The following is an 11,871-nucleotide window of genomic DNA, read 5'->3' on the forward strand; positions in this document are numbered from 1 at the left end:
GTCGTGGAGGAGTTCTCCGCGACCTTGTCAATAGGTGTTCTGGAATAGGTGTTTGGCGTAAGCAGGCTATTTAGCCGTTCTTGGTCACGTTCGCGGTGACGCCGTCGAGGACCTTGTGGCCGGCATCGTCGGCGTCGGTGGTGACGGTGAACGACGTTGCGAGCGTCTCAGCCGCAATGTGGTCGGCGTGGCGGTTGGCCCACTCCTCCTTGTCCGCTGGGACGTGGAGGGTAACCGAAATACGGTCGGAGACTTCAAGGCCTTCGTTCTTGCGGGCGTCCTGCAGACCGCGAATGACATCGGCGGCCCAGCCCTCGGCCTCCAGCTCCTCGGTGAGGGTGGTGTCGAGGACGACGAGGCCATCCATGCCCTCCACACGTGCGGTGGAATCCGGGTCCGCGGCGACGAGGCGCTCGGTGTACAGATCCGGAGTGAGCACCAGGTCGCCGTCGACGACGACATTCTCCCCGTCGTGGACGTAGTTGCCAGCCTTGACGTTCTTGATCGCGCGCTGGACGTCTTTGCCCAGCTTCGGGCCGGCGACCTTCGCATTGACGACGACGTCGAAAGAACCGGCGGAGGCGACGTCCTGGGTGAGCTCGACGTTCTTCACGTTGACCTCGTCGCGGATGACCGACTCGAACGGGGCGAGTGTGTCCGCCTCCGGCAGGGCGACCTTCAGGCCCGGCAGCGGCAGGCGGTTACGCAGCTTCTTCGCCTTGCGCAGCGAGGACGCAGCGGAGCACACGGCGCGGGTGGTGTCCATCGCGGCGACGAGCTCGTCGTCGGCCGGGAAGTCGTCCGCGTTCGGGTAATCAGCAAGATGCACGGAGCGTTCGCCGGTGAGACCGCGCCACATGACCTCGGTGATGTACGGCAGCAGCGGGGCCGCGGTCCGGGCCAGGACCTCGAGCACGGTGTAGAGGGTGTTGAATGCCTCCGGGTGCTCGTCCTGGCCCGCCCAGAAGCGGTCGCGGGAGCGGCGCACGTACCAGTTGGTCAAAGTGTCGGCGAAGAGACGGACTTCCTCGCATGCACCGGAGATATCTGTGGACTCGAGGGCTGAGCTGGTGTTCTTCACCATGTCGTGCAGCTTGGCCAAGATGTAGCGGTCCAGCACGTTATCGGAGCTGGTATCCCAGGTTGCCTCACGGTCGGAGTAGAGCTGCAAGAACGTGTAGGCATTCCAGAACGGCAGAATTGCTTGGCGCACGCCGTCGCGGATGCCCTGCTCGGTGACGATCAGGTTGCCGCCGCGCAGGATCGGGCTGGACATGAGGAACCAGCGCATCGCATCCGAGCCATCGCGGTCGAAGACTTCCTTCACGTCCGGGTAGTTGCCCTTGGACTTGGACATCTTCAGGCCGTCCTCGCCGAGCACGATGCCGTGGGCGACGACCTGCTTGTACGCCACGCGGTCAAACAGTGCGGTGGACAGCACGTGCTGGACGTAGAACCAGCCGCGGGACTGGCCGGAGTACTCGACGATGAAGTCCGCGGGCTGGCGGGTGTCGAATTCTTCCTTGTTCTCGAACGGGTAGTGGTACTGCGCAAATGGCATGGAGCCGGACTCGAACCAGCAGTCCAGAACATCCGGGACGCGGCGCATGGTGGACTTCCCAGTCGGATCGTCCGGGTTCGGGCGGGTCAGCTCGTCGATGTACGGGCGGTGCAGCGACTCGGGACGGACGCCGAAGTCAGCCTCCAGCTCATCGAGGGAACCGTAGACATCCACGCGCGGGTATTCCGGGTTGTCGGAGACCCAGGCTGGCACCGGGGAACCCCAGTAACGGGTGCGGGAGATATTCCAGTCGCGTGCGCCTTCCAGCCACTTGCCGAACTGGCCGTCACGGATGTGCGACGGGATCCAATCGATCTCCTGGTTCAGCTCCACCATGCGGTCGCGGATATCGACGACCTTGACGAACCATGCTGGCAATGCCATGTAGATCAAAGGCTCGCCGGAACGCCAGGAGTGCGGGTAGGAGTGAACGATGGTCTGGTCGCGCACGACACGGCCGCGGGCCTTGAGGTCGCGGATGATGTCGCGGTTGGCGTCGAAGACGAGCTTGCCCTCGTATTCGGGAACCTGGGAGGTGAACTTGCCGTCGGCGTCGACCGGGATGACCAGGCCGATGCCGTACTTCTCGCAGGTATTCATATCGTCTTCACCGAAGGCGGGTGCCTGGTGGACGACGCCGGTGCCGTCCTCCGTGGTGACGTAATCGGCCAGCAGCACCTGGAAGGCATTCGGCTCGTCGGCGAAGTACTCGAAGAGCGGCTCGTAGGTGACACCCTCCAAATCGGTTCCGCGGTAGGTGGCCAGCACCTCCGGGTTCTCCCCCAGCTCCTTGGCGTAGGCCTTGATCAGGTCAGACGCCAAGACCAGCTTCGCACCAGCGAATTCCGGCACGGAGGTGTCTTCGCCCACGCGCACCAGTGCGTACTCGATCTCCGGCCCCACAGCGAGAGCCAAGTTCGACGGCGTCGTCCAGGGGGTGGTGGTCCAGCCGATGAAGGCGGCGTCGATAAGCTCCTCGTGCCCATTGGCGTCCTTGATCGGGAACGTGACGGTGACCGTCGGATCCTGGCGCTCCTTGTACGCGTCGTCGAGGCGCGTCTCCTGGTTCGACAACGGTGTGTGCTCGGCCCAGGAATACGGCAGGACGCGGAAGCCCTGGTAGATCAGGCCTTTGTCGTAGAGCTCTTTGAACGCCCACATGACGGACTCCATGTACTCCGGATCCATCGTCTTGTAGCCGTTGTCGAAGTCCACCCAGCGCGCCTGGCGGGTGACGTAGTCCTCCCACTCGTCGGCATAGTGCATCACCGACTTGCCGCAGTACTCGTTGAACTTGGCCAGACCCATGTCCTCAATCTGGGCCTTGTCGGTGATGCCCAGCTGCTTCTCTGCCTCAAGCTCGGCGGGCAGGCCGTGGCAGTCCCACCCGAAGACGCGCGGTACGTGGTAGCCCGTCATGGTGCGGTAGCGCGGAACGATGTCCTTCACATAACCGGTGAGCAGGTGGCCATAGTGCGGCAGGCCATTCGCGAAAGGCGGGCCGTCGTTGAAGACGTATTCCTCGCAGCCCTCGCGGTTTTCAAGGCTGGCTTGGAAAGTGCCGTCCTGGTTCCAATAATCCAGGACGATCTGCTCCATCTCCGGGAATTTCGACGAGCCCCCGGTCATATCGACCTTGGGGTACACGCCGCCGACACCTTGCTTGTCTGCCATGATTCCTCCACGCACATCATCGCGCGGGGACGCAGCAGGCTGCGCGGTACCACCCCGCTTGGAACTTCCCGGATGGGGAAATTCCCACTTCATTGTGGTGAAGGATTGACGTATCCCTATGCACGTCCGGTTCTACTGAGCCAGCGGCTAAAAGCAGCCGCCTGCTGTTCTTCCGGAAACGCTCCCCGGTGATGGCCGGATCAATGCGTGTCTGGTTCTGACATGGGTCAGTGTAGCTGCAATAGAAAAAGCCCGCCCACATCGGGGCGGGTCAATTCCCGTAAGCGCGTGCTAGAAGCTGGCGCCTACTTCTGGTTCACGTCGCCGCTCGGAGCGGAGGTGCCGCGGGTCTCCAGCTCCTCGAGCTGCGACTCGAGCAGGGTCTTCAGGCGGGTGCGGTACTCGCGCTCGAAGGTGCGCAGCTCGGCAATGCGGGACTCGAGTGCGGTCTGCTGCTGCTTGACCGTGCTCATGATCTCGGTGTGCTTGCGCTCAGCGTCGCTCTTCAGCTTGGAAGCCTGCTCCTCAGCCTGGCGGATCTGTGCCTCGGCGCGGGAGTTAGCGTCGTTGGTGGTCTCCTCAGCCTTGCGCTCAGCATCGCTGACGAGCTGGCTAGCGCGCTGCTCGGCGGCCTTGGTGGTCTCGGCGGCCTTCTTCTCTGCGTCGGACACCTGAGTGGTGGCGTTGGCGCGTGCATCGGCGACAACGCGCTCGGACTCTTCGGCTGCCTCGCGGGTGAGACGGTCGGCGGTCTCCTGCGCCAGCTCGAGAACGCGAGCGGCCTGGATGTGTGCCTCGCCGGTGGTCTTCGGCTGCTGCTGGCTGACCGGGCGGGAAATGCCCTGAGCCTGTGCGTCGCTCTTCTGGGATGCCTCGGCCTGCTTGCGTGCCTGCGCAGCCTCTTCGCGTGCGGAGCGAATCTCGGCATCTGCGGCCTCGGCGCGGGAACGGGCTGCCTTGGCCTCGTCCTCGGCATCCTTCAGACGTGCCTCGTACTCCTTGCGGAGCTTAGCCTCGATCTCCTGGCGGATCGCATTCTCGTCAACCTGGTTGGACGGCTGAGCGACAGCTGCCGCAGCCGGTGCACCGCTGCCGGAGCCGAGCTCCTCGATGCGTGCGCGAAGATCGTCGTTCTCATCCTGCAGCTGGGCGAGAGTGTCCTCAACGAGGTCGAGGAACTGATCGACTTCGTCCTCGTTGTAGCCACGCTTGCCAATCGGCGGCTTGCTGAAAGCGACATTGTGCACGTCAGCTGGTGTCAGCGGCATTTGCGTTCCCTTCAAGTAATGACGTTTTTTGCCAGCCCCGATCGGGCCAGTGGCACTGGTCTAGGCATAAAGCCTAGCTGACAGTAGTTATACCCTCAACGTTTACCCGAGGGTGAGTTTCAGAATTTTATTTTCCGGGATTTAACCGCACTGCAGTTTTGTCACTACAGCAAGATGCCACGGATCAACGCTTGAAGCACCGCGAGGGCGAGGAACAGCACGATCACGCTGACATCCAACGCGACGCCACCGAGCGGCAGCGGCGGGATGTACTTGCGCAGGAGTTTGATCGGCGGATCCGTGACAACGAAGAAGAACTCGCCCGCCACCATGAACCAGCGCGGCGGGTCAAAGTGCTTGGAGAACGACTGGATCATCTCGATGATCAGCCGGATGATCACGAAAAGCGTGTACAGACCGACGATTGAATAGAGAACGGCTCCGAGCATATTCACGGGAACCCACCCTACCTAGGCGCGTACGCCAAATGAATTAGCGGTGAACTAACGGATGTGCGCGGCGCGCTCGAGCTCGCTGACGGTGGTGCGCGCATTCTCCGGAACGATGGCGAACACGAGGTGCTCGTCGCCGGTGCGGGACAGCTTGTGCATCTTGCCGCGGGCAGCGAAGCACAGGCCAGCAGCGAAGTCGATCAGGCGCATTGCGGTCGGCTTATCGACGTTGGACAGGTCCATGACCACTGCATCGCCATCGCGGAACGGCTCGCCGATCTCCTTAGCGTCGTTGTAGTTGCGCGGACGGACGCTGATGATCGCCGCGGAGTAGTCGCGCGGCTCGTAGCTGTACTCGCGCTCGCGGGTGCGGGGCTCAGCAGCGGTCGCGGTGCGGGAGTACGCGCCGGCGCCAGCTTCTTCGTAGGCCGGGTCGTCGTAGTACGGGTCCATTGCCGGGTCGTACTGGCCGATGCCGAAGAATTCCTTGAGGCTGTTAGAGAAGGACATGCGCGTAAGTCTCCTGTTCGCGGGCTGTTTTAGGGAGTCGATCTAGCGTTGTTCGTCAGCCTACGGGCCGTGCTCCTAACAGCCCGGTTCCGACACGCACGACGGTCGATCCGTGAGCAATTGCATCTTCAAAATCACCGGACATTCCCGCTGACAGCCGCAGGGAACGGCCGAGCTTTTCCGCGTATGCATCGCAAATGCTTTTCGACGCCGCGAACACCTCCCCCGGCTCGGCTTCACGGGGCGGGACCACCATGAAGCCGTCGAAAAGCAAATGCTCGGCCGTATCGACAGCGGTGACCACGGAATCAAGCAGTTCCGCGTCGTCGTGTGGCACTCCCCCGCGGTTGGTGTCGTCGTCGAATGACAGCTGGATCAGACAGGGCAGGGTGTCTGTGGTGCGGTCGCCGCGCTCCAGCGCGAGCGCCATGCCGCGGTCAAGGCCACCTGCGAGCTTCACTGAATCCACGGAATGGACTTCGCTCGCCCACCGCGCGACGGCATTCGCCTTTTTGGATTGAATCTGGCCGATCATCGCGAAACGCATCTCTACTCCGGCGGCGGTGAGTTCCTCGACCTTGCCGCGCGCCTCTTGTTCGCGGTTCTCCCCCACGAGGTCAATGCCCAGTTCCGCAAGCACGGCGACATCGGATGCCGGGTGGAATTTGGTGACCGGAAGAATGCTCACGCTGCCGGGCATCCGGCCTGCTTTTTCTTCGGCCGCGCGCACCTGGGCCTGGAGTTGCTCCCATTTCGCTGCGATCTCATCGCGACGCTCGTCGGTGAATTCCACTTAGTCCTCCTCCCCGGAATCAAAAGATTTGCCCGTCAACCAGATCACGCCCGCCTGTCGCCCAGTGGTGCCTTCACGCCGGTAGGAGAAGAAGGATTCATCGGTGACGGTATCGCGCGGATCCGCATCGATGTGGGTCACGCCCGCCGCCATCAACTGCCGCACCAAGCCGGCGCGAATATCCAACCCCGGCGTGCCCTTCTTGGTCCGTGTGCGGGAGCCCGGCAGGTGTTTCTCCACATCATCGGCCATTTCCTGCGGCACCTCGTAGGATTCGCCCGCCGCGGCGGGTCCGAGGAGCGCTTGAATATTCGCAGGTTCTGCGCCGAGCTCTCGCATTTTCTCCACCGCGCGTGGCACGATCCCGTTGCGGGCGCCGAGTCGTCCGGCGTGCACTGCCGCCACTACCCCGGCATTGTGGTCAGACAACAACACTGGAACGCAGTCGGCGACCAGCACGCACAACGCCAGGTTCTGTTTGGTGGTCACGATCGCGTCGGTCGCCTCGACTGGTCCACCCTGCGGCCCGTCGACGACGGTGACGTTATTGGTGTGCAACTGCTCCATCCATACGAACTGCTCTGGCTTAAGGCCGGCGATATCGGCGAGACGCGCACGGTTAGCTGAGACTGCCTGCTCGTCGTCGCCGACGTGATCGCCGAGGTTGAAGGAATCATACGGGGATGCAGAAACCCCGCCCGCACGGCTGGTGAACAGCATGCGGACGGGGCGACTGGTGGTGTCAATCATGACACCCAAGGCTACTACCGGAGGAAGTCCGGCACGTCGAGGTCGTCATCGCCGCCGCGGGAATCGCGGGTGTCCTCGTAGCGGCGGGTCGTGCGGTACTCACGGTCGTAGTCGCGGTCGGAGCTACGGTCGGAATTGGTGAACAGGCCGCCACGGGATTCGTCGTAGCGGTGGCGCGGCGTGTACTCCTCGGCCACCGGTGCGTCAGCGGGTTCCTGGCGGTCGCTGGACTCGAACAGGGAGCTCGAGGACGGTGCCGGAGTCGGGGTCTCGGCGGCAGCGGCCGGCTCAACCTGGACCTGCTGGGTCTCCACAACCTGGGTGGAGCCCTGGCCTGCCTGCTCCTGGCCCGGTGCCTGCGGGCGAGCGTTGGCCTTCTCGTCGAAGCCGGTGGCGATGATGGTCACGCGGACCTCGTCGCCCAGGTTGTCGTCGATGATCGTGCCGAAGATGATGTTGGCGTCTTCGTCGGCCTTCTCCTCGACGATGGAGGCGGCGTTGTTGACTTCCATGAGGCCGAGATCGGAACCGCCGGCCACGGAGATGAGCACGCCCTTGGCGCCCTCCATGGTGGTCTCCAGCAGCGGGGAGTTGATGGCCTGCTCGGTGGCGGCCATGACGCGGTTCTCACCGCGGGCCGAGCCCACGCCCATGAGTGCGGAGCCGGCATCGGCCATGACGGAGCGGACGTCGGCGAAGTCGACGTTGATCATGCCCGGGATGGTGATCAGGTTCGTGATGCCCTGAACACCGTTGTAGAGCACCTCGTCGGCAGCGCGGAACGCTTCCATCATCGACAGGTCTGCTTCACCCAGCTGCAGCAGGCGGTCGTTCGGAATGACGATGACGGTGTCGCAGACTTCCTTCAGGGCGTCGATACCCTCGAGCGCCTGGCGGGTGCGACGCTTGCCCTCGAAGGAGAACGGTCGGGTGACCACACCGATGGTGAGTGCGCCCATCTTCTTGGCGATGCCGGCAACGACCGGTGCCGCACCCGTACCCGTGCCGCCGCCCTCGCCGGCGGTGACGAAGACCATGTCGGAACCCTTGAGGGATTCCTCGATCTCCTGCTTGTGGTCCTCAGCGGAGGTGCGGCCGACCTCCGGGTTAGCGCCTGCGCCGAGACCGCGGGTCGCCTCACGGCCAATGTCGAGCTTGGTGTCCGCATCGGTGAACAGGAGTGCCTGGGAGTCCGTGTTGATGGCGACGAACTCGACACCCTTCAGGCCCTCTTCGATCATGCGGTTCACTGCGTTGACACCGCCGCCGCCGACACCGACAACGCGGATCATGGCGAGGTAGTTGCTAGGTGAGGTCATGGGTGTGTGCTCGCCTTTCAGATAACGGGGACATGTGATTCAAAGACGCCTCCCATCATGACTAAACGATGCGGCATTTCGGCGAATTCTTTCGGCGTGTCGGCACCCTCAACCTGTACTTTAGGGTTTATGACCTGGGTTTTTACAGAAACGTCTCTATTTGAACGTCTCTATTTGACGGTGATCTGCCGCGGGTTGGTCACGTTGAATTCTTTTCCTTCGCGCTGAAGCACGGTGTCCAACGCCAGGGATTTATTTTTGTTGTCTTCGCTCGCGCCCCACACGACGGTGCGGTCGTCTTTGAGATTGAGCACGAATTGGTATTTCGACTTCGCCTCGATGGATATCACCGCGGCGCGCCCGTTCTCGCTGAGCGCCGCGGCGATGTCCACGGCGTCTTTGCGCACGGATTCATCTGAATCAGCAGCGCCGGTCAGCTCCACTGCGTCCTCCGGCGGAGTGTCGACCGCGAATTCCTTGCCCTCTGGGTCAATGAGGTGGGTGCCGTCCGACGCGGCGCGGTATGCGACGGCGGTGTTCTCCTCCACCTTCACGGAGATTGTCGACGGCCATTTCCGCGTTGCAGTCGCGGATTTCACCCACGGCAGGGAGACCACATTCGACGCCGTCTGGCGCATATTCACCTGCGCTAAGGGCGTGCCCTCGGCGACGCCAGCGGCGGAGACGACTGTCTCTTCGTCGAGGTGCTCGTTGCCTTCCACCGCCACGTTCTTCACAGAGAACAACGGCGTGAAATAGACGATCGCCCACAACAGCGCCAGGACGACCACACCGACTGCCGTGACCCCCGCGATCCGACGCCACGGCAGCTCACGGCGGCCGCGGGCAGCATTACGGCGCTGCCGGTTTTGGCTCTTCGGACGTCCGCTTTCAAGGGTGCGATCGTCTTTCCGATCATCGCTGTTGGACGGGTTCACGGCTGTGGACATGGGTGTTTATTTCGCTTCCTCGCCGTCGGTGGAACCGTTGGCTGTGTCAGTGCCCGCCAGCGCCTCGAGGATCGGGTCGGCGAGCATGGTGACGGTGCCGGCGCCCATGGTGATCACAACGTCGCCCGGCTGGGTCACGGAGCGCACAGTGGCAGGCGCGCGGGAGAAATCCGGCTCATAAACAGTCTCAGTGCCATCGGCAATGTGCTGGGTAATGATTCGGGAATCCACTCCTTCCACAGGAGCTTCGCGGGCGCCGAAGATGTCGAGGACCACGGCGGCGTCGGCAAGCGAAAGCGCCTCGGCGAATTCCTGCGCGAAGGCCTGCGTGCGCGAGTACAGGTGAGGTTGGAAGCACACGACGACGCGGGCGCCGTTGCCTTCGGACTCGACCTTGCCGCGCGCGGCGGACAAAACGGCGTGCACCTCCGTCGGGTGGTGCGCGTAATCGTCGTAGACCCGGGTGCCGGTCTGCGGCCCCGCGGTGATCTCCCCGCGCAGCTCGAAGCGACGGCGCACACCGGTGAAGCTGCTCAGACCCTCGGCGAGCTTGACGGGATCCGCGCCAGCGATCGCACAGGACAACAGCGCCGCAGCGGAATTGAGCACCATGTGACGGCCGGGCAGCGCGAGGTGGTACGCCACCGTGCCCTCGTGGCCTTGGAGGCGCAAGTCAACGGCGACCTCGGTGAGGTGGCCGTCTGCGGACTCGTCGGTGATCACCGCTCCAGCCGGGATCTCCGGGTGACGGGCAGCTGCGGTGTCCGTGCCGTAGCCCAGCACGGTGATTCCGCGCTCCTGCGCGCGCAGGCCGCACCGCACCGTCGCCTCATCGTCGAGGCAGACAACCAGCGTGCCATCGTCGGGAAGGCGGTCCGCAAATTCGTCGAAGACTTGGTAGTAGCTTTCCGCATTGCCGAAATAGTCGAGGTGATCCGGCTCGATATTCGTGATCACGGCGACCGACGGGCGGTAGCGCAGCAGCGACGCATCGGATTCATCAGCTTCCGCCACGAAGATATGGCCGCTGCCGTGGTGCGCGTTCGTGCCAGCCCGGTTGAGTTGACCGCCGATGGCGAAGGAGGGGTCCTCCCCCGCTGCCTGAAGGGCGACGACCGCCATCGACGTCGTCGATGTCTTGCCGTGGGTGCCGGCGAAGAGGACTTGGGTGTAGCCCTCCATGAGCTCGCCCAGCAAATCCGAGCGGCGGATCACCGGAATGCCGTGCTCCGCGGCGGCAAGAAGCTCCGGGTTGTCTTTCGGAATGGCCGCGAAACTCGTCACCACGACAGTCGGCAACTGCCCAGACAGTTCGAGGTTCTCCGCCGCGTGCCCCACCGCAATGGTGGCGCCCTGCGCGCGCAGAGCACGGACGGGGCGGGAGTCTTTCACATCGGAGCCCGTGACCACAGAGCCGCGGTCAAGCAAGATGCGGGCAACGCCCGACATGCCGGAACCGCCAATGCCGATCAGGTGGACCCGGGAGAGGTCGATGGGTGCCGCAGAAGTCATGATGTCCTTTCTCCGATGATGCGCCGAGCGATTTCCTCCGCCGCATTGCCTGCCCCGGAGTCATCCAACGCCGCACGCATGGCAGAAGCGGTACCGCCGGGGCCGAGAATGTCAGTCACAGCGTCGACGAGGGCCTCAGGGGTCAGGTCGGCGTCGTCGATACGCACTGCCGCCCCCGCCTCGACGACATGCGCCGAATTGAGGCCTTGCTCTCCGTTGCCGTGCGGCAGCGGAATGTAGATCGCGGGGACGCCCGCCGCAGAATTCTCCGCCACCGTCATTGCGCCCGACCGGCAAATGACCACGTCGGCGACAGCGTAGGCCGCTTCCATGTCGTCGATGTACGGCACAGCCGTGTAGTGGTCGTGCTCGGCCGGCGCGTCATTCTTCCGGCCGTAGGCGTGCAGCACCTGATAGCCGGCGTCAACAAGCGGGCCGACCGCTCCTTCGAGGGCGGTATTGATGCTGCGTGCTCCTTGCGAGCCGCCGGTCACCAGCACCGTCGGGCGCTGTGGATCCAGATTCCACATTTTGTAGCCGCGCTCCGCCTTCACACCGTCGGTGTCCACACCGACACCCGGGCGGACGGGAATGCCGAGGACCTCGCCTGGCATGCCTGAATGAGGCACGGCATTGAAACCGGTGCCGCCGAGCTTCACGCCGAGCTTGTTCGCCATGCCCGCCAGCGCGTTGGTCTCCAGCACATAGAAGGGAATGCGGAGCGATTTCGCTGCCAGATATGCAGAAGCGGACACATAGCCGCCGGTGCCGAAAACCGCGTCAGCCTTGGCCTTCTTCAGCGCCGCGCGAGTCTGTGCCACGGAGCGAATGAGCTTCGCGGGCACGCCGAGCAGCTTCAGCGGCTTCTTGCGCGGGATCGGCACCGGCTCGATGAGCTCGAGCGGGAAACCGCGGGCGGGAATGATCGTCGTCTCCAGGCCCTTCTCGGTGCCCAACGCGGTGACCTCGGCACCGAAGGAGTCGCGCAGGACTTCCGCCACTGCCAAAGCTGGTTCAATGTGGCCGGCAGTGCCGCCGCCGGCCACCACGATGTGTGGTGCTGTCACTGGGTGATTCAACCG

The 11,871-nt window shown here is 63.7% G+C and carries 10 protein-coding genes; all 10 read right to left on the bottom strand.

The genetic code is table 11. From position 1 onward, the window contains the following. Positions 1-70: 70 nt before the first annotated feature. Positions 71-3,235, bottom strand: a complete 3,165-nt coding sequence (gene ileS, locus M3G19_RS03310; protein ID WP_259900430.1) for an isoleucine--tRNA ligase — start codon at positions 3,233-3,235, stop codon at positions 71-73. 305 nt (positions 3,236-3,540) lie between these two features. Continuing rightward, positions 3,541-4,503: a DivIVA domain-containing protein gene (locus M3G19_RS03315; RefSeq protein ID WP_259900431.1), complete on the bottom strand. Its 963-nt coding sequence runs from the start codon at positions 4,501-4,503 to the stop codon at positions 3,541-3,543. A 164-nt stretch (positions 4,504-4,667) separates the two neighbouring features. Continuing rightward, complete coding sequence (locus M3G19_RS03320) at positions 4,668-4,952, bottom strand: YggT family protein (protein WP_259900809.1); 285 nt, start codon at positions 4,950-4,952, stop codon at positions 4,668-4,670. A gap of 54 nt (positions 4,953-5,006) precedes the next feature. After that, the gene (locus tag M3G19_RS03325) at positions 5,007-5,465 is read right to left on the bottom strand and encodes a cell division protein SepF (protein WP_210571620.1); all 459 of its coding nucleotides are present in this window, start codon (positions 5,463-5,465) and stop codon (positions 5,007-5,009) included. Between the two features lie 55 nt (positions 5,466-5,520). Beyond that, the gene (locus tag M3G19_RS03330) at positions 5,521-6,258 is read right to left on the bottom strand and encodes a YggS family pyridoxal phosphate-dependent enzyme (RefSeq protein WP_259900432.1); all 738 of its coding nucleotides are present in this window, start codon (positions 6,256-6,258) and stop codon (positions 5,521-5,523) included. Beyond that, positions 6,259-7,008, bottom strand: a complete 750-nt coding sequence (pgeF, locus tag M3G19_RS03335) for a peptidoglycan editing factor PgeF (RefSeq protein ID WP_259900433.1) — start codon at positions 7,006-7,008, stop codon at positions 6,259-6,261. A 14-nt stretch (positions 7,009-7,022) separates the two neighbouring features. Continuing rightward, entirely contained in the window at positions 7,023-8,327 is a 1,305-nt protein-coding gene (gene ftsZ / locus M3G19_RS03340; protein WP_259900434.1) for a cell division protein FtsZ, read from the bottom strand. A gap of 170 nt (positions 8,328-8,497) precedes the next feature. Beyond that, positions 8,498-9,277, bottom strand: coding sequence for a cell division protein FtsQ/DivIB (locus M3G19_RS03345; RefSeq protein WP_259900435.1), 780 nt, complete (start codon positions 9,275-9,277; stop codon positions 8,498-8,500). A gap of 6 nt (positions 9,278-9,283) precedes the next feature. Then, positions 9,284-10,792, bottom strand: a complete 1,509-nt coding sequence (murC, locus tag M3G19_RS03350; RefSeq protein ID WP_396121739.1) for a UDP-N-acetylmuramate--L-alanine ligase — start codon at positions 10,790-10,792, stop codon at positions 9,284-9,286. After that, a complete protein-coding gene (locus M3G19_RS03355; RefSeq protein ID WP_259900437.1) occupies positions 10,786-11,856 on the bottom strand; it encodes a glycosyltransferase in 1,071 nt (356 codons plus the stop codon). The genes murC and M3G19_RS03355 overlap by 7 nt, the downstream gene beginning before the upstream one ends. Positions 11,857-11,871 lie beyond the last annotated feature (15 nt).

Origin of the sequence: Corynebacterium sp. p3-SID1194, from assembly GCF_025144155.1 — a bacterium.
Classification (GTDB): Bacteria; Actinomycetota; Actinomycetes; order Mycobacteriales; family Mycobacteriaceae; genus Corynebacterium.

What these genes read in the sequence shown, in the direction of transcription:
- ileS (WP_259900430.1), bottom strand. Translation starts at nt 3,235, where the DNA reads ATGGCAGACAAGCAAGGTGTCGGCGGCGTGTACCCCAAGGTCGATATG.
- M3G19_RS03315 (WP_259900431.1), bottom strand. Translation starts at nt 4,503, where the DNA reads ATGCCGCTGACACCAGCTGACGTGCACAATGTCGCTTTCAGCAAGCCG.
- M3G19_RS03320 (WP_259900809.1), bottom strand. Translation starts at nt 4,952, where the DNA reads ATGCTCGGAGCCGTTCTCTATTCAATCGTCGGTCTGTACACGCTTTTC.
- M3G19_RS03325 (WP_210571620.1), bottom strand. Translation starts at nt 5,465, where the DNA reads ATGTCCTTCTCTAACAGCCTCAAGGAATTCTTCGGCATCGGCCAGTAC.
- pgeF (WP_259900433.1), bottom strand. Translation starts at nt 7,008, where the DNA reads ATGATTGACACCACCAGTCGCCCCGTCCGCATGCTGTTCACCAGCCGT.
- ftsZ (WP_259900434.1), bottom strand. Translation starts at nt 8,327, where the DNA reads ATGACCTCACCTAGCAACTACCTCGCCATGATCCGCGTTGTCGGTGTC.
- M3G19_RS03345 (WP_259900435.1), bottom strand. Translation starts at nt 9,277, where the DNA reads ATGTCCACAGCCGTGAACCCGTCCAACAGCGATGATCGGAAAGACGAT.